This is a genomic window from Hymenobacter gummosus, from assembly GCF_003970915.1.
GTDB classification, from domain to species: Bacteria; Bacteroidota; Bacteroidia; order Cytophagales; family Hymenobacteraceae; genus Solirubrum; species Solirubrum gummosum.
Map to the genome: position 1 here is coordinate 21,570 of NZ_RXOF01000017.1, position 19,433 is coordinate 41,002.

General features: G+C 63.4%; 20 protein-coding genes. 8 read left to right on the plus strand and 12 right to left on the minus strand.

Annotation, left to right across the window (positions count from 1 at the left end; all coding sequences use genetic code 11):
- Positions 1-50: 50 nt before the first annotated feature.
- Both EJV47_RS22820 and EJV47_RS22825 read right to left on the minus strand, forming a co-directional pair.
- Positions 51-539, minus strand: a complete 489-nt coding sequence (locus tag EJV47_RS22820) for a hypothetical protein (protein ID WP_126695529.1) — start codon at positions 537-539, stop codon at positions 51-53.
- Positions 540-592: 53 nt separating this feature from the next.
- On the minus strand, positions 593-1,168 hold the full coding sequence (locus EJV47_RS22825; RefSeq protein ID WP_126695530.1) for a hypothetical protein: 576 nt from the start codon (positions 1,166-1,168) through the stop codon (positions 593-595).
- A gap of 260 nt (positions 1,169-1,428) precedes the next feature.
- Between EJV47_RS22825 and EJV47_RS22830 the strand changes: the two genes are divergently transcribed.
- From EJV47_RS22830 to EJV47_RS22840, 3 genes are all read left to right on the plus strand, one after another.
- Positions 1,429-1,917: a DoxX family membrane protein gene (locus EJV47_RS22830; RefSeq protein ID WP_126695531.1), complete on the plus strand. Its 489-nt coding sequence runs from the start codon at positions 1,429-1,431 to the stop codon at positions 1,915-1,917.
- Entirely contained in the window at positions 1,904-2,266 is a 363-nt protein-coding gene (locus EJV47_RS22835; RefSeq protein WP_126695532.1) for a hypothetical protein, read from the plus strand. Before EJV47_RS22830 ends, EJV47_RS22835 begins: the two co-directional genes overlap by 14 nt.
- 124 nt (positions 2,267-2,390) lie before the next feature.
- Complete coding sequence (locus EJV47_RS22840) at positions 2,391-4,121, plus strand: tetratricopeptide repeat-containing sensor histidine kinase (RefSeq protein WP_165903892.1); 1,731 nt, start codon at positions 2,391-2,393, stop codon at positions 4,119-4,121.
- A 142-nt stretch (positions 4,122-4,263) separates the two neighbouring features.
- Here the strand turns inward: EJV47_RS22840 and EJV47_RS22845 are convergent, their stop codons facing one another.
- On the minus strand, positions 4,264-5,955 hold the full coding sequence (locus EJV47_RS22845) for an MFS transporter (protein ID WP_126695534.1): 1,692 nt from the start codon (positions 5,953-5,955) through the stop codon (positions 4,264-4,266).
- 258 nt (positions 5,956-6,213) lie between these two features.
- Positions 6,214-7,344, minus strand: a complete 1,131-nt coding sequence (locus tag EJV47_RS22850) for a hypothetical protein (protein ID WP_126695535.1) — start codon at positions 7,342-7,344, stop codon at positions 6,214-6,216.
- A gap of 329 nt (positions 7,345-7,673) precedes the next feature.
- On the opposite strand from EJV47_RS22850, the gene EJV47_RS22855 reads away from it, so the two are divergent.
- Positions 7,674-7,973 carry a nucleotidyltransferase family protein gene (locus tag EJV47_RS22855; RefSeq protein ID WP_126695536.1) on the plus strand — a complete coding sequence of 100 codons (300 nt, stop codon included), beginning with the start codon at positions 7,674-7,676 and terminating at the stop codon, positions 7,971-7,973.
- Complete coding sequence (locus EJV47_RS22860) at positions 7,963-8,304, plus strand: HepT-like ribonuclease domain-containing protein (protein WP_126695537.1); 342 nt, start codon at positions 7,963-7,965, stop codon at positions 8,302-8,304. Before EJV47_RS22855 ends, EJV47_RS22860 begins: the two co-directional genes overlap by 11 nt.
- A gap of 342 nt (positions 8,305-8,646) precedes the next feature.
- Here the strand turns inward: EJV47_RS22860 and EJV47_RS22865 are convergent, their stop codons facing one another.
- The 3 genes from EJV47_RS22865 to EJV47_RS22875 form a co-directional block, all read right to left on the minus strand.
- Positions 8,647-8,949, minus strand: coding sequence for a helix-turn-helix domain-containing protein (locus EJV47_RS22865; RefSeq protein WP_126695538.1), 303 nt, complete (start codon positions 8,947-8,949; stop codon positions 8,647-8,649).
- The gene (locus EJV47_RS22870) at positions 8,918-9,274 is read right to left on the minus strand and encodes a type II toxin-antitoxin system RelE/ParE family toxin (protein WP_126695539.1); all 357 of its coding nucleotides are present in this window, start codon (positions 9,272-9,274) and stop codon (positions 8,918-8,920) included. The genes EJV47_RS22865 and EJV47_RS22870 overlap by 32 nt, the downstream gene beginning before the upstream one ends.
- Positions 9,275-9,449: 175 nt before the next feature.
- Positions 9,450-10,283: an Rpn family recombination-promoting nuclease/putative transposase gene (locus tag EJV47_RS22875; RefSeq protein WP_126695540.1), complete on the minus strand. Its 834-nt coding sequence runs from the start codon at positions 10,281-10,283 to the stop codon at positions 9,450-9,452.
- A gap of 216 nt (positions 10,284-10,499) precedes the next feature.
- On the opposite strand from EJV47_RS22875, the gene EJV47_RS22880 reads away from it, so the two are divergent.
- Positions 10,500-10,922 carry a tetratricopeptide repeat protein gene (locus EJV47_RS22880; RefSeq protein ID WP_165903893.1) on the plus strand — a complete coding sequence of 141 codons (423 nt, stop codon included), beginning with the start codon at positions 10,500-10,502 and terminating at the stop codon, positions 10,920-10,922.
- Positions 10,923-11,030: 108 nt separating this feature from the next.
- Positions 11,031-11,765 (plus strand): hypothetical protein, encoded by a 735-nt coding sequence (locus EJV47_RS22885; RefSeq protein ID WP_126695542.1) that lies wholly within the window; start codon positions 11,031-11,033, stop codon positions 11,763-11,765.
- A 280-nt stretch (positions 11,766-12,045) separates the two neighbouring features.
- On the opposite strand, the gene EJV47_RS22890 is transcribed toward EJV47_RS22885, so the two are convergent.
- Complete coding sequence (locus tag EJV47_RS22890; protein ID WP_126695543.1) at positions 12,046-12,423, minus strand: hypothetical protein; 378 nt, start codon at positions 12,421-12,423, stop codon at positions 12,046-12,048.
- Positions 12,424-12,683: 260 nt separating this feature from the next.
- The gene (locus EJV47_RS22895; RefSeq protein WP_126695544.1) at positions 12,684-16,148 is read right to left on the minus strand and encodes a methylmalonyl-CoA mutase family protein; all 3,465 of its coding nucleotides are present in this window, start codon (positions 16,146-16,148) and stop codon (positions 12,684-12,686) included.
- A gap of 122 nt (positions 16,149-16,270) precedes the next feature.
- Here EJV47_RS22895 and EJV47_RS22900 point away from each other — a divergent pair, with 122 nt between their 5' ends.
- Positions 16,271-16,777 carry a hypothetical protein gene (locus tag EJV47_RS22900; RefSeq protein WP_126695545.1) on the plus strand — a complete coding sequence of 169 codons (507 nt, stop codon included), beginning with the start codon at positions 16,271-16,273 and terminating at the stop codon, positions 16,775-16,777.
- 41 nt (positions 16,778-16,818) lie between these two features.
- On the opposite strand, the gene EJV47_RS22905 is transcribed toward EJV47_RS22900, so the two are convergent.
- The 3 genes from EJV47_RS22905 to EJV47_RS22915 form a co-directional block, all read right to left on the minus strand.
- Positions 16,819-17,421 (minus strand): Uma2 family endonuclease, encoded by a 603-nt coding sequence (locus tag EJV47_RS22905; RefSeq protein ID WP_243651280.1) that lies wholly within the window; start codon positions 17,419-17,421, stop codon positions 16,819-16,821.
- A gap of 66 nt (positions 17,422-17,487) precedes the next feature.
- Positions 17,488-18,342 carry a carboxypeptidase-like regulatory domain-containing protein gene (locus EJV47_RS22910; protein WP_126695546.1) on the minus strand — a complete coding sequence of 285 codons (855 nt, stop codon included), beginning with the start codon at positions 18,340-18,342 and terminating at the stop codon, positions 17,488-17,490.
- A gap of 50 nt (positions 18,343-18,392) precedes the next feature.
- Entirely contained in the window at positions 18,393-19,259 is an 867-nt protein-coding gene (locus EJV47_RS22915) for a carboxypeptidase-like regulatory domain-containing protein (RefSeq protein ID WP_165903894.1), read from the minus strand.
- Between the last annotated feature and the right edge of the window lie 174 nt (positions 19,260-19,433).

The window sequence follows — 19,433 nt, forward strand, 5'->3', positions numbered from 1 at the left end:
CGCAGCGAAAATGACTCCGCGGGGCCGGTCGGGGCTGCAAACGACGAACCCTAGCGCCGTAGTACCAGCTCGGCCTTGCGCAGCTGCACCGTGGCGTGGGGAATGGCTACCAGCCGGGCCTTGAGGGTGTAGGCGCCGGTGGCGGGCACCACGAAGCTGGCGTTGCGGCCCGTGAAGCTCCAGTTCACGTCGCCGTTGACGCTGGTCTTGACTTCCTTGAGGCTGATGTCCTTTTCCCGCGGGTCGAAGGCCAGGCGCTGCACCGGCTGCCCGTTCTGCAGCAGCTGCACCTGAAACTCCAGCTGCGCCTCGCCCTGGTAGCCCACATCCATTTCCGACCACAGGGCCACTTTGTCGCCCTGTTGCAGCTGCACGGTGGTTGCGCGCACCACGTCGCGGCCCGGGGCGCTGAGGGCGTTGACGGGCAGGCGGGCTACTTCCTTGCCCATCAGCGCGTCGCAGGCGCTGAGGAGGAAGGGGGCGAAGAGCAGGAGGGCGGAGGACGGGAGCCGGCGCTGAGCTAAACCTGGGATGAGCATGGGCAGGACTTGGAAAAAGGTGAATAAAGCACAAAAAGCCCGCCCGACCAGGCCTAACGGCTACCGGGGAGCTGGCGTAGCACCTGCGGCAAAAACGCCGCGGGCTCGGTCAGGTAGCGGGCCGCCTTCGACGCCAGTAGGGCCGGGGCCACTTCGCTGAGGGTGGCTGGCAGCAGGGCGCCGTCCTCGGCCAGCAGCAGCAGGTGGTAGCGCTGGCACAGAGCAAGCATGGCCGTGAGAAACGTGCGGGCCTTGGTCGGGTCGCGCAGGTCGGTGCGAAACTGAAATTCCTCCACCCAACCGGTAGCCGCATGGGCGCTAACGGAGCAGTCGTGGTCTTCGTCGCGGGCCAGGTCGCCCTTCCAGCTCAGGCCGCCCCAGCCGGCCCGCGGCAGGATGCCGTCGAGGTGGGCAGCCAGAGCAGCGGCCGGCAGCCGGGCGTTGGCCCACCAGCTGATGGTGTAGGCGTCCTCGAAGGCCGGGTCGGGCAGCGCGTCGCCGACGGGGATATTGGCCCAGTATTCCTGCCAGCCCTGGTGGTTGATGAACAGCCGGGCGGGCACGCTGCTGAAACGCCGCCGGATTTCGGCGGCCGGAATAGCCGTTAGGTGGTACTGCCAGATTGCCATGGCTGCAATAATAAAACCTCGGGCGCCATGCCCACCAGCCCGGGCCGGCGCAGGCGGCTGGTCCCGGGGTCGAGGCCCGGCCCAAATCCGCCCAAAAGGCCCCAGATCCGCTAATTAGCGGGTGTCAACTTATGATTTGGAGCACCGCGCCAGGTGCGGCGAAGCAGATTTGCCCCGCTTTCCTCGCCAGGCCGGCAGCCCGGTACCACGCCGCCGACGCCGGGTGAAAAGCCGAGTGGTTTCACCTTTTCAAATCTGCTATGCTTCGTTCCTTGCTCCGCCCACTGCTGCTGCCTCACTGGTGGCAGGATGCCCTGCTGCTGCTGCCCCGCCTGGTGTGCGGTTACCTGCTCGCCGCCGATTTTGGCGCCTCCAAGTTCGGCCTGCCCTGGTCGCCGCCCGACAACAACCTGGGCCTGTTCGAGGTGGCCTACTGGTTTCCGCAGGACGTGGCGGCCTACGGCGGGGTGTTTGCCCTGTTTCCGGCCTTTTTCGCCTGGATGGGCGCCTTCAGCGAAGCCGTGGGCGGGCTGCTGCTGGCCGCCGGCCTGCTCACGCGGGTATCGGCCGGGCTCATCATCTGCACCATGCTGGTGGCCATCTTCTGCCAGCAGCTCCCGCAGGGTACGTGGAACGCCCTGCCCGCCGCCGGCTTTCTGTGGGCCGCCCTGCCCGCGCTGCTGCTCGGCTCCGGCCGCTTCGGCCTCGATTACCTGCTCACCCAACCCCGCCGCCATGAACCCGCGTAGCCGCCTGGGCCTGCTCGGCACCGCCCTGCTCACCGGCTGCGTGCAGCCCGCCGCCGACAAAACCGTGGTGTACCTGCTCGACGTGAGCCACCGGCCCGACGTGCGGCAGGTGGGCCTGCGCGGGCGCGACCAGCCGCTGAGCTGGGAGCGGGATTTGCCGCTGACGCCCGTGGTGCCCGGGCGGCTGTACCGGGCCGTCGTCACCACCCGCACGGGCTACTTGTTTACGGAGGTGAAGTTTACCCTCAACGGGGAGTTTGAGCTGCCCAAGCAGGACAACCGGCGCGTGCAGTTTGCCGCCACGGATACCACCGTGTACCGCGCCCGGTTTGACCAGCTCCGGCCGTAGCGCCGCTCCCGCCGTCCGCACTTTTTGGCGCCGCCCGCCGATATTCGCGGATTCGTCATTCCCCGAATTTGCTTCTATAAAACTGCTGCGGGCTTGCTGGCTGGCTACGGGCTGCCTGCTCGCGGTGCTGCCGCTGCGGCCGGCCGTGGCGGGCGGCTCCGGCCTCGACAGCCTGCGCCAGCGCCTGCACACCGGCCCCGCCGATACCAACCGGGTGCTGGTGCTCGATGAGCTGTGCTGGCAGCTGAGCAACTCCGACCTCCGGCAGGCCACCGCCTACGGCAAGCAGGGCCTGCAGCTGGCCCGGCGCCTGGGCTACCGCCGCGGGCAGCTCAAGTGCCTCACCGACCTGGGCAACTGCGCCCTCTACAGCGCCGATTACCTGGCCGGCACCCGCTACTTCCTGGCCGCGCTCAAGCTGGCCCAGCAGCCGCCCGCCAACGCGCAGATTATCGGCTTTGCCTACAACGGCCTGGCCAGCCTGCACCTGCTGCAGAAGGAGTACCCCGAAGCCCAGCGCTACCTGGAGCAGGCCCTGGCCCAGGCCCGGCAGCGCCGCTCCGCCGCCGACGAAGCCCTGTTTGCCGGCAACCTGGGCAACGTGCTGCGCCTGCGCGGTCAGGTGGCGCCGGCCCGCCAGCAGCTCACCCGCGCCCTGGCCCTTTACGATTCCCTCGGCAACGCCCTGGGCCAGACCAGCTGCCTCACCAACCTGGCCCAGCTGGCCTACGACCAGCACCGCTACGAGCAGGCCCGGCAGTACGCCCAGCAGGCCATCCGCCTGGCCGCCGCTGATGATAACCTCTATTACCTGGGCGTCAATTACGCCCTGCTGGGCGGCATTGAGCAGGCGCTGGGCCACTGGGCCGCCGCCCAACAGGCCAGCCGCAAGGGCTTGGCCTACGCCCGCCACAGCGACAACACCGAGGTGGTGGCCGAGTGCTACGCCGATTTGGCCAGCCTCAGCCAGAAGCAGGGCGACTACCGCCAGGCCTACGCCTGGCAGCAGCGCTACCTAGCCGCCCACGACAGCCTGCTGAACACGGCCAAAACCGAAGAAATTGCCGCCCTGCGGGTGCGCTACGACACCGAGCAGAAGGAGCTGCGCATTCGCACGCTCACCCAGCAAACCCAGGTGCAGGAGCTGCGCGCCGGCCAGCAGCAGCGCAGCCAGCTGCAGGCTGTGCTGCTGCTGGCCGGCGCGGCGGTGCTGGTGACGGTGGGCGTGCTGGCGTACCTGAGCCAGCGCCGCCGCCTGGCCCGGCTGCTGCGCGAGCAGCACCTGCGCACCCGTATTGCCGCCGATTTGCACGACGAGGTGGGCACCCTGCTGGCCCGCGTGAGCATGCAGGCCGACTTGCTGCACCAAACCCAGCCCGCGCCCAACCCGGCCTTCGAGCGGCTGCTGACCAATGCCCGCAGCGCCGCCGGTACCATGCGCGACATCGTCTGGGGCATCGACGCGCAGGCCGACAACGTGGGGGCCCTGCTCGACCGCATGCGGGAGCACCTCGACCAGAGCGCCGCCCCCGCCGGCCTGCGCACCCACCTCGACGTGACAGGGCTCGACAACGGCGAGGGGCCGCTGGCCTCGGAGCTGCGCCAGCAGCTGTACCTGATTTTCAAGGAGGCCGTCACCAATGCCGTGCGCCACGCCCGCGGCGCCACCGCCCTGTGGGTGGACCTGCGCCGCCAGGCTGGCCGCCTGCACCTCTCCGTGCGCGACAATGGCCAGCCGCCCGCCACCGGGCCGCGCAGCATGCAGCGCCGCGCCGAGTCCTTGGGCGGTACGCTCACGGCCGGCCCCGGGCCCGAAGGCGGCTTCGCGGTGCGGCTCGACGTAGCGTTGGGCTAAACCAGGGGCCTCCGCTCCGCGTTGGAAGCGCCCCGGCGCCGCGCTGCCGAAACGAACGGCTCGGGGAGTCCCGGACGACTAGCGGTGCAGCTGCACAAGGAGTGTGGGCCGGATGGCGCCGGGGCAGGGCTGGAGCCAGCGGCTACTGCGCGCGCAGCCAGGTCTGGGCCGCGTGCATGTCCTCGAACAGGTAGAGGTCGAGCTGGTTGCTGATGCGCCGCTGCAAATCCTCGATGGAGAACTGCCCGAACACGTCGGGCGAGACGACCTGGCCGATGGAGCGCAGCCCGGCCGCGATGATAAGCGGCGTCCAGACCTGCTGAATCCAGTCGTTGGCTTCGAGGAAGGTGCCCACTAGGTCGCGGTGGTCGTTGAGCAGCTTGGCGCAGGGCCGCTGCCGGATCATGTCCAGGTGCGTCAGGCCGCCGCTCATCACGGTGCTCAGGGTTTGGCGGCCCGTCCAATGGGCGTGCACCCAATTGTCGGCCGGGTGGTAGTGCAGGGTCAGGAAGATGCTGCCGTCGCCGCGGCGCAGCGTTTGGTCCATGAAGTCGGGATGGGGTGGAAGTCGGCTGGGTAGGCTGAAAGGGCGGCGGGCAAAGGTAGCACGGCGGCGCGGACGGCGCCCGGCCGGGGCTACGCCTGCGGGGCGGGGTGTGGTCGGGCGCCTAGCTGCGCCAGCAAGCCCAGGGCGGGCCCAAGGGCGAGGAGCAGGTAGACATTGGGGCCGGATACTTGCCCGGCCAGCCAACGGGTGAGCTGAATGCTGACCACGGTAATAGCAAAGCCCAGGCAGTTGACGATGGTCAGGGCCGTGCCGCGGGTGGCGGCGGGGGCGTGCTGGGCGACCAGGCTGGAAAACATGGGTGAATCGGCCACCACGACCAGGCCCCAGAACAGCAGAAACCCCAGCAGCAGCGGTAGCGGGGCGCCGCGCAGCACCCACGGCGAGGCCAGGCAGCACAGCCCCGACAGGGCCAGCGCCGTGAGGGCCAGCCGGCGGGGGGGCCACCACCCGGCAGAGCAGCCCGCTGCCCACGCAGGCCAGGCTACCAACCCCAATCAGCCCGAACGACCAGGCGGCTACCGGCAGGGCGGCCCCGGGGTGGGCCTGGTTGTAGCCCGTGAGCATCAGCGGCACGAAGGCCCAGAACGTGTACAGCTCCCACATGTGCCCGAAATAGCCGAAGGCCGCCGCCCGGAAGGCCGGCAACCGAAACCCACTCAAAAAGGCTGTGAGCTGCAGGCGCTGCCCGGCGCGGCGGTAGGGCCCGTCGGGCACCAGCCGCCAGAGGGCCAGCCCGCCCAGCGCGGCCAGCACCGACGTGGCGCCGGGCAGCAGCTGCCAGGACAGCCGCAGCGCGCCGCTCTGGAGCAGGTGCGGAAACGCCGTGCCGAGCACCAGCGCCCCCACCAGGAAGCCCAGCCACTTGCCCAGCCCGGCGGGGGCGTGGTCGGCCGCTATTTTCATGCCCACGGGGTAGATGCCGGCCAGGAAAAAGCCCGTCAGGAAGCGGCCGGCCAGCAGGGCGCCGGTGGCGGGCAGCAGCAGGCCCAGGTTGCAGAAAGTGGCGGCCAGGGCGCAGAAACCGAAGACGCGGGAGGGCGAAAACCGGTCGGCCACGGCCAGCAGGGCAAACGTGAGCGTGCCGCTGATGAAGCCCAGCTGCACGGCGCTGGTCAGGTGGGCCACGAAGGCGGCGGGCTGCTGCAGGCGGGCGGCCAGGTCGGGGGCAATGGCGTTGCCGGCAAACCAGAGCGAGGTGCAGCAGAACTGCGCCACCACGATGATGGGCAGGGTGCGGGACGGGGTGGGAGCGGAGGCCCGGGGCATGGGTGGGAGCGGGGAGAGGTCGGGCCGCTAAGATGCACGGGTGAGTGGGATTCGACGTGCCTCAAGCGGCCCGCACGGCTCCGGGCGGCGCTGCAGCGGCTGGGGGAGTTGCGGATTACGAGGGCTTTACGTCTCTACATCGGCCAGACTGCCTCAAAACGCCCAGCGCCGCCCGGACGACTCCGCGCGGCGCGGTACCAGCTGGGGCGGCTGCGGACAGCTGCTTGAACGGCGCTGGCTGCCAGAGCCCCGGCTTGCTTAGTTGTACGTCGCGTAGCTTTTTAACTCCCGCAGCAAATACGCCTCCACCTGCGTGGGTTTCAGGTGCAGCAGCTGGCCTACCTGCCCGAGCAACGACTCGTAGGTATTGGCACTTTCCTCCAGTTTCGCAAACCCGGCAATGCCCACCTTCGCCCTGACCAGGGCATAAACGAGCGCACCGGCGGCATAGCGCGGGTTGTTATTGGTCTGGTTTCGATACTTGTTGTTGTAGATATCGGCGAAGCTGACGGTTGGTTTATTGAGCAAGTCCCGCGCTACGTCCCGCAGCGTCTGCTGGTAGGGGGTGTACCCGTCGACCCCGCCCAGGTAGGTAGCAATACCTTCGGCCAAAAAGTAATTGGGTACCGGGTGGTACATGATATGCACGAACTCGTGCAAGTGACTTTCCCGGCCGCGGGCGGAGAAAATTCGGTTGTGCGCCTTTTGGGTAAAGCCGGTGTTGTAGGCCAGCCAGTAATCGAAGTTGAACAAGCGGCCCAACTCCTCCTCACTGCTCATCAGGTAATAGTCGAAGGGCTTCGCGTCCGGGAGTTTCAGGGTAGTGGCCAGCGAATCACAAAAACGGCTGGCTTGTCGGGCTTTAGCCTCCGAAAACGCTAGCGTGGGCGGGTAATGGAAGCTAATCCAGCGCGTCTGGTAGGTCCGCCAGCGGGCCAGCTCGTTGCCCCAGCTGTTCTCCAGCTTCCAGGCGCCGCCGGCGTCGCGCGCGGCGTAGTAGCGCAGGATGTGGGGCGGATTCCACCGGGAATCCGTTATCCACTTGGGCGGGTTTTCCGCGTAAAACAACACCCGGACGAGGTATTTGCTGCCGACCGGCTCGATGCTGAGCACGGTGGGCTGGTACAGGGCCAGCATGCGGCGGGCCGGCAGGTCGGCAAATAGAAAGGGCGCCGCCAGGTCCACCCGCTCCTGGTGCCCGACCACCTGCCGCTGGACTTCCGCCGGCTGCCAGTCTGGGTTGGCAAATAAGCTGTCAGGGTGGTTGTTCAGGTAGCGGCCAACCAGCTGGAATACGCTTTTTACGTCCTTATTCGTCGTATCGACCCGCGCCGTCAGGCGCAGCGGGGGTTGGCCGCAAGCCGGGAGGGCATTCTGCAACAGGGTCATTAGCAGCCCGAAAAGTAGCGCGGGATACCGGCGGAACAGCAGTGGCCGCTTGGGGCCGCGTTGAGTAAGCTTGATAGGTGGCTTGAATGCTTCCATAAACTGATTGCGCAATGCTAGGGGAATAGCAAGGTAAGTCAGCAATACGTTCTGGGGTTAGCCAGCTGGCACCGACCCCAGAAGCCACCCGCGCCGCCCGGACGACTCCGCGCGGCGCGATACCGGCTGGCCGCTGCGGCGGCTTAGGGAGGCCTGGGGCTTTTACAGCAACCGGGCATTTCGGCCCTTCGCAGCTAATCAAAAGTGCCGTCGTGCCGTATCTTTCACCCGTTATGCAGACCAACGTAGACCTCGACGCCATCAAACAATTGTGCCAGCAGCACCGGGTGCGGCGGCTGCTGGTGTTTGGCTCGGTACTGACGGACACCTTTCGCCCCGACAGCGACATCGACTTGGTAGCGGAGTTTGAGCCCTTGCCGCTGGAAGACTACGCCGATAACTATTTCCGCTTCAAGTTCGCCCTGGAGGACCTGCTGGGCCGGCCGGTAGACCTGCTGGAAGCCCAAAGCATCCGCAACCCCTACTTCCGCCAGCGGCTGGAAGCTACTCAGCAACTTCTGTATGCAGCCTGAAATCCGCGCCTGCCTGCACGACGTGCTCCAAGCCATTGAAGAAATCGAAAGCTTCTTCGCTGGGCAACCGCTGGACTTCACCCGCTACCAGCAGGACGTGCGTACCCGCCGCGCTACCGAGCGCAACCTCGAAATCATGGGCGAAGCCGTGGGCCGCATGCTGAAATTCGACCCGGCGTTCCAGCTTCCCAACGCCCGCCAGATCATTGCCACCCGCAACCGCATCATCCACGGCTACGATTCCGTGTCAGATGAAATGGTGTGGAGCATCGTCGTGCGCCACCTGCCGCAGCTGAAACAGGAAGTAGCGGCGTTGCTAGCGGCCGAGTAACCGCTGAAACAATGCCGCGCCACCCGGACGACTCCCAAGCGGCGCGGTACCGGCTGGCCGCCGGGGCGGCTGAGGGAGGTTTAGGTTGCTGCAAAGGGTAATAGTGCCGCCGTGTTACCTTTGATCCAACGTACGGTAAACACCCAGCCAACACGGTCGCCTATGAACGGCGAAACCCCGGCTGTTGGCGCAACCGGGGTTTCAAGAAGTGGGTGAGGCAACGCCCATCTCCTTAACCAATGGGCAAGTGTCATGTACGCTCGAAGCGGGCCAAGGCAAAACGCCTGCTTCGGGAAGCCAAGCCCCTGCTGTTGCAGGTGTTTGGCGCCGTCGTGAGGGAAGCTAGAACTTGATGGAAAGCTCCAGGTGGCCGCCCAAGCCATCCGTAATAATGCGCTGCAATGTGGATAGGCGCACGTCCTTCAAATCCTTTTCCAGCTTGGAAATATAGGCTTTGTCGGTGCCGGCCAGGTCGGCTAGCTGTTGCTGGGTAAGGCCCTTGGCTTGGCGGGCCTGTTGGAGGAGGGCGCCGAGCTTGAACGCTTCGTAGCCGGCTTCAAACTCTTCCCGGCTCTTGCTGCCGGCGGGGCCGTGTTCCTGCTCGATGAACTGGCTAAGGCTGGTCAGGTTTTCGTTGGCTGGCATAGTATTCGGCTTTGAGGACGGCCGCGCGGGCCAGTTCGTTCTTGGGCGTTTTGGGTGTCTTCTTCGTGAAGCCGTGGCCTACTACAATCAGATTACCTCTGTCGAAAAAGCAAAAGATGCGGAAAATGTCATTGCCGGACTGCACCCGTAGTTCATACAGGCCGTCGGTGCCGGTGAGGTGCTTGAAGTAGGTTTCCGGTATCTGGTCCAACTCCTCTACCAGCTTGAGCGTCCACAGAATCTTCTGTTTCACTTTGGGCGTCTGCGCATCGTAGAACTCCTTGAAGTACGTCTTGAAGAAGAACAGTTCGCGTTTCTTGGCCATTGGCTGAAAGCTACGCAAAGTTGTCTAATTGGACAACTCCGGCTGGTGGGTTTAGGTTTCAACAGAAACACCCCGCGCCGCCCGGACGACTCCGGGCGGCGCGGTACCGGCTGGCCGTTGCGGCGGCTGAGGATTAGGGCTTCTGCGTTATAGCTTGAGGTTGCTACCGGGAAACCTATTCGTCGTTCAGATTTTGAAGCAGTTCCCGCACATAGTCTATACTTACCTCATTGATCTGAGCAATCTGCTCTACCGTTAGGCCTAGTTGTAGGCTCCGCTGAATCACGCCGCTGAGGCGGGCCCTTTCGGCATTTACCGCTTCGGCATTGATGGCTGTATAGCGGGCAAACTGGAAACGCTCCTCCGGCGTCATCTTGCGCGTGTTCAGCTCGTCGATGGCCCGTTGCAGCCACTCTTCGTTCCAGAACGTGGGCCACTGCACAGGGTCGGCGGGGGCATTATGCAGCGTCTTCATGGTATAGATTAACTTGTCGAGGTCAGAGGAAACCACGTCGGCGGACTTGTCGAATTTAGCCAGTTCCACCAGAATCAACGTCAACTGCTCATCAATCGGTTCGCCCTGCTCGTTGCGCAGATTGGCCAGGGTGTGGTACTGCGGCGTGGGCAGCACGCTCTTTTCCAGAAAGGCGATGCAGTAGATGCGGGGCAGATTGGCGTACAGAAACCGGCCCCGCTCCACCACGGTGTTGAATTTGTGCAGGGCGTAGAACTTCATGCGCTGCACAAAGTGTGGGGCGTGGCCCAACTGCATTTCCACGATGAAGTGATTCCCCAACTCGTCGGTGCAGGCCAAATCGAAGATGCCGCTGCGGCTGTCCAGCGTCAGGGCCTCGAAGGCATTCTTTTCCAGCTGCGCCTGCCGGATGGGTACCGGTGACTTGATAAGCGCTTGCAAGGCCGTGCGCAAAAACAAATCGTTGGTTTCGTTGCCAAACGTGGCCTTGAAGCCATAGTCAGAAGTAAGCGGAATAAACGGCCCGATTTCCATACCGTGAAAATAGTAGTCAGGCTCAAAACCCAACCCGCGCCGCCCGGACGACTCCGGCGGCGCGGTACCGGCTGGCCGCTCGGGCGGCTGGGGGAGGTTACGAGCTACACTGAGCTAGGTACGCCAGATGCAGCTTAGATTTTGGTGTCAGTAGCAGAGAAGAGTATATTTAAGAATGTCTTGCCTCAGTTTCCGCTTCTCTCGTGTATGTCAGCCATGATTACGCCCGAACAGTTCAACCAGATAGGCGACTTGATATGGGAAGCACAGGGCTTGCATCTACGTGGTAAGTCGGCCGGCGCCATCAAGCGCTACCACGAGGCTCTTGCGCTGCTTGGGGACGCGGCAACTGAATCGGTGGATGCCACCACCATCTATTTCAACATCGGCGAGATTTACTGGCTGCGGCGTGATGTAGGGCAGGCACTTGAGTATTTCCGTAAGGCCGTCCACAACAAAGGTGGATTGGGTATTGCCGTGCTACATCTGCGCCTGGGACAAATCCGCTACGAGCAAGGCGAATTAGCTAAAGCGCAGGATGAGTTGATGCGCGCTTACCTGGGCGCTGGTGCGGCTGTCTTTGCCGACGAAGACCCCAAGTATTACGCCCTTATCCAGCCGCATATCGAGCGTACTTAAATCGAACTGTCCCGAAACGCCCCGCGCCGCCCGGCCGACTCCGAGCGGCGCGGTGCTGGCTGGCCGCTGGGGCGGCTGACCAACGAGTTTTACCACCCATCCTACACCATGAGCAACGAGGTCGACCACCCATCCTACAGCATGTTCAACGAGTTTATTCGAATATTGCTCGATGCCGGCAACCGGTGCGGGGAGCTGTTCGTGCTGCGGGAGTCCGAAGGCGGTTCGCGTCCCCGCCCCAAAGCCTGGGCCAAGATTCCGCACGCCGAGTGGATTCCGCAGCAGGTGATGGACTACGGCCTGCAACTCAACGGCTGCGTGGTTGAGTGGGTCAGTCCCGATGACGACTCCGGCCGGCCCAAGGCCGTTGGGCGGTTCCAGCTGCTGACGCTGGACGACATCTACAGCGACTGGAGTAAGGAACTAGGCCTGCACCACGAACCGGCTGACTCACGCCTGCACCACTTCAAGGTGGTCGACCTGGCCTACACGGACGTGTGCGTGGGCCTCTACCACGACGAAGCGCAAGACCCCGGCCTGTACGTATTTCGTCCCGCCAGCGGGGAGCAGCCCTACCCGCTGTACCTGGATTTGCTGGGCTATGCGCGCCTGCTGACCAAGTCGCTCGGCTATCAGAACTGGCAAATAGCCCTCCTGCAACTGTTGCCGGACGACGGCATCAATATCGGCCATCGGCTGGAGCCAGAATACCCTGAGCTCCGGGAAATGATGAGTGCCTGGGTTCCTGAGTTTGATTACGAGGCTTTTGTGGCCCAGTACCAGGAGCTGCAGCTGCGGAATTATACGCCTTCCGGGCTAGCAACGAGTAGTTCTTCGACCTGACCTACTACTGGGGTGGTGCCGGTAGTACAGTTGCTTGTGAGCCAGCCGGTGCCGACGTACTGCGGAGTCACATTACTGCCCGGAAACGCGCCGCGCCGCCCGGACGACTCCGCGCGGCGCGGTACCGGCTGGCCGCTGCGGCGGCTTTGGGAGGCTGGGGCTTCTCGGTTATGGCTAGCCATGAGCTGCGCTGAACTCGCGCCAGTTGACGGTCTGCGTCATTGACGAAAAGGCCAACCGAGCATAAAGCTCGCATCAATTGTTAAACTCTAAATACCTCTTACTGGTTGGTTGAAGGAAGTTCTAGTAGTATTTTCTCATAACAAGGTTGTATGATTCGTTCTAACTTCTTTCTTTGTTCATGATCTATTTTATGGCCATATCTTAAGATTGTACGTGTCGCGTTTATTGCTATTTCGATTAATAGCTCTTTTATAACTTCATATTTATCCTGCCCGCGAGACAGAACCCTGAAAGTTGTTTGGTTTAAGAATGCTAACCTGCCGAAACCTGAGTTTCCTATTTTTTGCGCAGAAATTAAGAATACGTGTGCTGAGCCAAGCCAGTCTTGTGGAATATTGCGAATTACTACAGAAATGTCCTGCTTCGTTACAGAATGGAATGGCTCCTGATTTACGGTTTCGACTAATATTTTCATTTGGTTCGGTGCAGTGTTATTCTCAAGTGAAAAATTTCTGGCTTGCAGCAGGGACAGCGGTGGAGGTGTAGCTTCCGCGTCGAGACTGATTGTGAGCTACACTATGCTAACCCTGATCTAGGCATAGCAAGTGATAATAGCTGCGCTATGCTTCTTTAATGTATTTTATTGATTAAGAGTCAACCTAAGTAAACAAAAAACGGGTGCTACCTCGCACAAGGTAGCACCCGTTTGCATTCAGCCAAAGCAGCCGCAGCAGCTTACATATTCCGCCGGTACTGGCCGCCTACTTCGAACAGGGCGTTGGTAATCTGGCCGAGGGAGCAGGACTTCACCGTTTCCATCAGCTCCTCGAAGAGGTTGCCGTTTTGCACGGCCACCTGCTGCAGGCGCTTCAGGGCGGCGTCGGCTGTGGAGTGGTTGCGGGCGTGCAGGCGCTGGAGCATACTGATCTGGTACTGCTTTTCCTCCTCGGTGGCGCGGATAACCTCGGCGGGCTGCACCGTGGGCGAGCCTTTGGAGGAGAGGAAGGTGTTCACGCCGATGATGGGCAGCTCGCCGGTGTGCTTCTGCATCTCGTAGTAGAGGCTTTCCTCCTGGATTTTGCCGCGCTGGTACATGGTTTCCATGGCGCCCAGCACGCCGCCGCGCTCGGTGATGCGGTCAAACTCCAGCATCACGGCTTCCTCCACCAGGTCGGTCATTTCCTCGATGATGAAGGAGCCCTGCAGCGGGTTTTCGTTTTTGGCCTCGCCCAGCTCCCGGTTGATGATGAGCTGAATGGCCATGGCCCGGCGCACCGATTCCTCGGTGGGCGTGGTAATGGCCTCGTCGTAGGCGTTGGTGTGCAGGGAGTTGCAGTTGTCGTAGATGGCGTACAGCGCCTGCAGCGTGGTGCGGATGTCGTTGAAGTCGATTTCCTGGGCGTGCAGGGAGCGGCCCGAGGTCTGGATGTGGTACTTCAGCATCTGCGAGCGGGCGTTGGCCCCGTACTTCAGCTTCATGGCCTTGGCCCAGATGCGGCGCGCCACGCGGCCCATCACGGCGTACTCGGGGTCCATGCCGTTGGAGAAGAAGAAGGAGAGGTTGGGCGCGAAGTCGTTCACGTCCATGCCCCGGCTCACGTAATATTCTACGAAGGTGAAGCCGTTCGAGAGCGTGAGGGCCAGCTGGGTGATGGGGTTGGCCCCGGCCTCGGCAATGTGGTAGCCCGAAATCGACACGGAGTAGAAGTTCCGCACCTTGTTGGTGATGAAGTACTGCTGCACGTCGCCCATGAGGCGCAGCGAAAACTCCGTGCTGAAGATGCAGGTGTTCTGGGCCTGGTCTTCCTTCAGGATGTCGGCCTGCACGGTGCCGCGCACCTGCGAGAGGGTGCGGGCCTTAATGGGCTGGTACACCTCGGCGGGCAGCACCTGGTCGCCGGTCACGCCCAGCAGCATGAGGCCCAGGCCGTCGTTGCCCTCGGGCAGCTGGCCCTGGTAGCGCGGGCGCTTCTGGCCCAGCTCCCGGTAGATGGCGTCGATGCGCTGGTTGACCTCCGCTTCCAGGCCGTGCTCCTTGATGTACAGCTCGCACTGCTGGTCGATGGCCGCGTTCATGAAGAAGGCGGCCAGCTGGGCGGCGGGGCCGTTGATGGTCATCGACACCGACGTGACCGGGTCGGCGAGGTTGAAGCCGGAGTAGAGCTTCTTGGCGTCGTCGAGGCAGCAGATGCTCACGCCGCTGTTGCCGATTTTGCCGTAGATGTCGGGGCGGTGGTCGGGGTCTTCGCCGTAGAGCGTGACGGAGTCAAACGCGGTGCTCAGGCGCTTGGCGGGCAGGCCGGCCGACACGTAGTGGAAGCGGCGGTTGGTGCGCTCCGGGCCGCCCTCGCCCGCAAACATGCGGGTGGGGTCTTCGCCCTCGCGCTTGAAGGGGAACACGCCGGCGGTGTAGGGAAACTCGCCGGGCACGTTTTCCTGCAGCATCCACTTCAGCAGGTCGCCCCAGGCTTCGTAGCGCGGGGTGGCCACCTTGGGCACTTGCAGGTGGGAGAGGGTTTCGGAGTGCGTCTTGATGCGGATTTCCTTGTCGCGCACCTTAAAGACGAACTCCGGGGCTTTGTAGGCGGCTACCTTTTGCGGCCAGGTTTCCAGGAGTTTCCAGTTTTGCCCGTCCAGCCGGAGTTTGATTTCCTCGAAGGTTTTCTCCAGGCCGGTTGCGAGCTGATCGGGCTGGAGTCCGTCGCGGCTGCTCCCCCCGGCTCCGTTTGCGGCGCCAAGGCTCCGGACGGCGTCAAGGCTTTGGCGGAGTCCGTAGAGCTGCTGAGCGGTTTCGGCTTGTTTATCGACCCACTGGTCATATTGGCGGATGGTTTCGGTGATTTCGGAGAGGTAACGCGTGCGGTGGGGCGGAATGATGTACACCTTCTCGCTCTGCGCCTCCGTCGTTTCCAGGGTGGAGTGGAAGGGCGTACCGGTTTTCTGCTCGATGGTGCTGAGCACGGCCCGGTACAGGCGGTTCATGCCCGGGTCGTTGAACTGCGAGGCGATGGTGCCGTAGACGGGCAGCTCGTCCAGCGGCCGGTCCCAGAGCTGGTGGTTGCGCTGGTACTGCTTGCGTACGTCGCGCAGCGCGTCCTGGGCACCGCGCTTGTCGAATTTGTTCAGGGCAATGACGTCGGCGAAATCGAGCATGTCGATTTTCTCCAGCTGCGTGGCCGCCCCGTACTCGGGCGTCATCACATACAGGCTGGCGTCGGAGTGCTCGATGATTTCGGTATCGCTCTGCCCGATGCCGGAGGTTTCGAGGATGATCAGGTCGAAGTCGGCGGCGCGCACCACGTCCACCGCGTCCTGCACGTAGCGGCTCAGGGCGAGGTTGCTCTGGCGGGTGGCCAGGCTGCGCATGTACACGCGCGGGTTGTTGATGGCGTTCATCCGGATCCGGTCCCCGAGCAGGGCGCCGCCCGTCTTGCGCTTGCTCGGGTCGACCGAGATGATGGCAATGGTCTTGTCGGGGAAGTCGAGCAGGAAGCGGCGCACCAGCTCGTCCACCAGCGACGACTTGCCCGCGCCGCCGGTGCCGGTGATGCCTAATATGGGGGCTTGGGGGCTTGGGGTCTTGGGGGCTTGGGTTTCGTTCTGGCTGCCTTCCGACTTCTGGAAGTCGGCTACCAGCTGCGTCTTCACGCGCTCGAATTCTTCCGGGAAGTTTTCGGCGGCCGAGATGAGGCGGCCGAGCGAGCGGGCGTCCTTTTCCTTGACGTGGCTGGCTTCGCCGTTGAGGTTCTGGCCCGTGGGGAAGTCGGCTTTTTCCAGCAGGTCGTTGATCATGCCCTGCAGGCCCATGGCGCGGCCGTCGTCGGGGGAGTAGATGCGGGTGATGCCGTAGCCCTGCAGCTCCTCGATTTCGGCGGGCAGGATGACGCCGCCGCCGCCGCCGAAGATTTTGATGTGCCCCGCGCCGCGCTCCTGCAGCAGGTCGTGCATGTACTTGAAGAACTCGTTGTGGCCGCCCTGGTAGGAGGTAATGGCAATGGCTTGGGCGTCTTCCTGGATGGCGCAGTCCACGATTTCCTGCACCGAGCGGTTGTGGCCGAGGTGAATGACCTCGGCCCCGCTGGCCTGGATGATGCGGCGCATGATGTTGATGGCCGCGTCGTGGCCGTCGAACAGCGCCGCCGCCGTGACGATGCGGACGTGGTTCTGGGGTTTATAGGGAGCTACGGGAGCTGGGTGCATGGTAGAATCCGGACGAGTGGGAAATGGGCGGCTAAAGTACGAAAAACGGGCGGCGGCGGCTTACAAGTGTTAGGCGCTTGCAATAGCATTCTTTATCATTGCGAAACTCAACACGTAGCTTTATGTCAGCTGACGGAATAACTTCTGTAATCATTGAGTGGAAAGGTCCTTACACCCTGGAGCAGGTCAAGGAACTTGGAGTAGGCAACGGGATATATTTATTGACTGGTCAAAAGAAGCGTAGCCGTTCTTATCGTGACCAGTTGCAATACTGCGGAATAACTGAGCGGGGATTTTACGACCGATTGTGCCGTAACCACCCAAAGCGAGAGATGATTCGACCCGACTCACTTGGAATATGGCTAGGGCAGGTATTGCATCCAATCAGCGCCGATAGGAGCTATCTGGAGCACATAGAGCACTGCCTCGTTTCGTTTTGGGCAGTTCATATGAACGAGAAAAAGCGTGCAACCAATCCTAAAAAGCCGATTTGTCTTGTGTCGCGCTGGATGCGGCCAAATGATAAACCATATATCCGGTTTCCCGAGCCTATTCAGCCACTGGAAGACGTATTGTGGTGGGATACCAAGCATTGGCGTGTTGGAGATTTAAAGGTTGTAGCGAACTAACGGTAGGACTTAAGAGAACTGCGGCTGCAAGCCGGGACTTGTCACCGCAGCTCCGCCAGCCGCAGCCGGAAGCCGGGCAGCACCGCTTCGCCGGACAGCTCGTGGTCGAAGCCCTGCACGGTTTCGGGCTCGGGCTGGCCGGGACGGTAGATATAGGCGGTTTCGGTATCTGGGTCGAGCAGCCAGGCCAGCTGGGCGCCGTTGCGCAGCCAGTCGTGCATTTTGGCTTGCAGGTCTTTCAGCACGTCCGTTTTCGACTTCAGTTCTACTACGAACTCCGGGCACACGGGCGCGAACTTGTCCTGCTGCGCGGGCGTAAGGGCGTTCCATTTGGCGGCCGATACCCAGGAGGCATCGGGCGAGAGGATGGATGTATCCGGTAACGTGAAGCCAGTGTTGGAATCGAATATCTCGCCAAGCTCAGCGTGTTGGCTAAACCAAGCGTAGAGCTGCCCGTTCAGGCGGGCGTTGCGTTTGCCGGAGCGGCTGCCGGTGGGTGACATGAGCAGGATTTCGTGGTGGGCGGTGCGCTCGATGCGCAAGTCGGGGTGCTGCTGACAGAAGTCGAAGAACTCGTCGTCGGTCATGCGGCCCAGGTAGGAGCCGCCCAGCAGAATGCCACCGTTTTCCAGGGAAGTACGCATAGCTACAAGTACGCGAAAGTTGCGCGAGAAGTGCCGGTTGGGGCTGGCCGAAAGCAGCACGGCCGCCTACTCCGTCAGTAGGGAAAAGTACAGGCTGGGCTGCAGGGGGTGGATGGTCCACAGGGCCTGGCTGTTTTCGCGCTCCACCATGATTTGCTTGGCCTCCCGCTTCACGGGGATGCTGAAGTATTTGTTTTCGGGCCGGGTTTTCTCGCTCTGCAGCCACTGCACGGTGGCCACCACCGGCTGGGCCGGCAGGCTGATGGCGTAGGGCCGCAAATCCACCGTCACCCAGCCTTTCTGCCAGCGCACCACCGTCAGCTGCACGTCCTGGCTGAGCAGCGGGCGGCCCGGGCGGCCGTTTTCCCAGGCGTAGAGGTTGAGGCGGAAGCGCAGGTTGTCGTAGGTGTTGTCGAAGAAGAACACGTGGAACTCTTCCAGCAGGGCAGGGGCCGCGGGCGTGAGCACGGCGCCCAATTCCCAGCCCCACTCCGTATCGACGACTTCCTGGCCCGAGGAGCCGGCCATCCAGCGCAAGTCCCCTTTTTCCTTGCTGCGGCCCAGGGTGGCCGGGTGCACCGGCCGGTGCGCGATGTTGACGTTCTGCAGGGTCTGCTCCTGGGGCGTGAGCCGGAACACGCGCTGCCCGGCGGCCAGCGCGGCCGGCGGCACCACTTCCCGCCCGAAGCCCACGCTGGTGACGATGAGCGTGTCGATGAGGGCGGGCAGGCGCAGCACGTAGCGGCCCTGCTCGTCGGCCACGGTGCCCAGGCCGCGGCGCGGCACGCCCAGGGTGGCAAAGGGCACGGGCTGCCCGGTGCGGGCGTTCAGCACCTGGCCTTCCAGGGGCGGGGGCGTTTGGGCGGCCCCAAGCAGCGGGAGCGTGCTAAGGGCGAAGCTGGCCAGGAACCGAAAAAGCATGGCAGAAGCAGAGCAAGCCGGAACCGGTAAGTGCCGGGTGGACCGCGAAGTTACTGGTATTGCTGCACGGCCAGGTACATGCTCACGTTGACCGGCAGCAGCCGCCACGGCGCCTCGCTCTTGTCGCGCAGGGCCACGCGGTGCCCCAACGACGGGTAGGCGCCCGGGCCACCGAGGGCTTCGGTGGCGCTGGGCAGCTTCTGGCCCTGCAGCCACTGGATACCGGCGGCCACGGTCTGGCCCTTGGGCAGGTGAATGTTGTAGCTGCTCAGGTCCAGCGTGGCCCAGCCGGTTTGCTGCGGCGGCACGGTAAACTGAATGTCCCGGGTGAGCAGCTGGCGAGTGGGCAGGCCGTTTTCCACGGCGTAAAGCGTGAAGCGCAGCCGCACCGGCCCGAAGCCATTCTGCTCCAGGTACAGGTGAAACGCGTCGAGGTAGCAGCTGTGGCGCACGGGCAGCACGGTGGCAATTTCCCAGCCCCGCTCGTCGGTGGCTACCGGGGTGGTGTCGCGCAGCTTGGTGGTCCAGTGCGCCACGCCGCCGGTTTCGCGGCGGCCCAGCACGGCGGGGGTGAGGCGGCCGTGGCGCACGGGCACCTCGGCCAGGGCCTGGGCAACGGGCGTCAGCGGCCAAGTGGTTTCGGCCTGCACCTGCGCTACCGTCAGCCGCCGGGCGCGGTAGCCGATGCAGGAAATAATAACCGAGTCGGTGGGGAGCAGGGTGGCGGGCGTGGCGAAGGCGAAGCGGCCGGTTTCGTCGGCGGTGCTGCCCAGCGGCTGGCCCTGCACCCCCACGGTGGCGAAAGGCACGGGCTGCTGGGTGCCGGCCACCGTCACGCGGCCGCTGAGCTGCTGGGCAGTGGTCAGCAAAGCCGGCAGCAGGGCGGCGGATAGCAGCAGGAAGCGGGGCAGGAGCACGGGGCAGAATTGGTGGTAACTGCCTGGTAGATGCCCAAAAGGACCCGCGTGGTTGCGCGCGGACCGCATAAAGTCCCGGTTGGACCTGGACCTTACCCAAAACTCAAAAGCCCTTCCGACCAACTGGTCGGAAGGGCTTTGTTGCGTGGTTACCCACCTGAGTTACTCCTTTTC

Coding starts and splice junctions, on each gene's coding strand:
- EJV47_RS22875 (WP_126695540.1), bottom strand. CDS start 10,283: ATGGAAATCGGGCCGTTTATTCCGCTTACTTCTGACTATGGCTTCAAG.
- EJV47_RS22820 (WP_126695529.1), bottom strand. CDS start 539: ATGCTCATCCCAGGTTTAGCTCAGCGCCGGCTCCCGTCCTCCGCCCTC.
- EJV47_RS22835 (WP_126695532.1), top strand. CDS start 1,904: ATGAACCCGCGTAGCCGCCTGGGCCTGCTCGGCACCGCCCTGCTCACC.
- EJV47_RS22865 (WP_126695538.1), bottom strand. CDS start 8,949: ATGCCAGCCAACGAAAACCTGACCAGCCTTAGCCAGTTCATCGAGCAG.
- EJV47_RS22885 (WP_126695542.1), top strand. CDS start 11,031: ATGAGCAACGAGGTCGACCACCCATCCTACAGCATGTTCAACGAGTTT.
- EJV47_RS22845 (WP_126695534.1), bottom strand. CDS start 5,955: ATGCCCCGGGCCTCCGCTCCCACCCCGTCCCGCACCCTGCCCATCATC.
- EJV47_RS22895 (WP_126695544.1), bottom strand. CDS start 16,148: ATGCACCCAGCTCCCGTAGCTCCCTATAAACCCCAGAACCACGTCCGC.
- EJV47_RS22860 (WP_126695537.1), top strand. CDS start 7,963: ATGCAGCCTGAAATCCGCGCCTGCCTGCACGACGTGCTCCAAGCCATT.
- EJV47_RS22900 (WP_126695545.1), top strand. CDS start 16,271: ATGTCAGCTGACGGAATAACTTCTGTAATCATTGAGTGGAAAGGTCCT.
- EJV47_RS22830 (WP_126695531.1), top strand. CDS start 1,429: ATGCTTCGTTCCTTGCTCCGCCCACTGCTGCTGCCTCACTGGTGGCAG.
- EJV47_RS22905 (WP_243651280.1), bottom strand. CDS start 17,421: ATGCGTACTTCCCTGGAAAACGGTGGCATTCTGCTGGGCGGCTCCTAC.
- EJV47_RS22870 (WP_126695539.1), bottom strand. CDS start 9,274: ATGGCCAAGAAACGCGAACTGTTCTTCTTCAAGACGTACTTCAAGGAG.
- EJV47_RS22825 (WP_126695530.1), bottom strand. CDS start 1,168: ATGGCAATCTGGCAGTACCACCTAACGGCTATTCCGGCCGCCGAAATC.
- EJV47_RS22855 (WP_126695536.1), top strand. CDS start 7,674: ATGCAGACCAACGTAGACCTCGACGCCATCAAACAATTGTGCCAGCAG.
- EJV47_RS22850 (WP_126695535.1), bottom strand. CDS start 7,344: ATGACCCTGTTGCAGAATGCCCTCCCGGCTTGCGGCCAACCCCCGCTG.
- EJV47_RS22880 (WP_165903893.1), top strand. CDS start 10,500: ATGATTACGCCCGAACAGTTCAACCAGATAGGCGACTTGATATGGGAA.
- EJV47_RS22910 (WP_126695546.1), bottom strand. CDS start 18,342: ATGCTTTTTCGGTTCCTGGCCAGCTTCGCCCTTAGCACGCTCCCGCTG.
- EJV47_RS22890 (WP_126695543.1), bottom strand. CDS start 12,423: ATGAAAATATTAGTCGAAACCGTAAATCAGGAGCCATTCCATTCTGTA.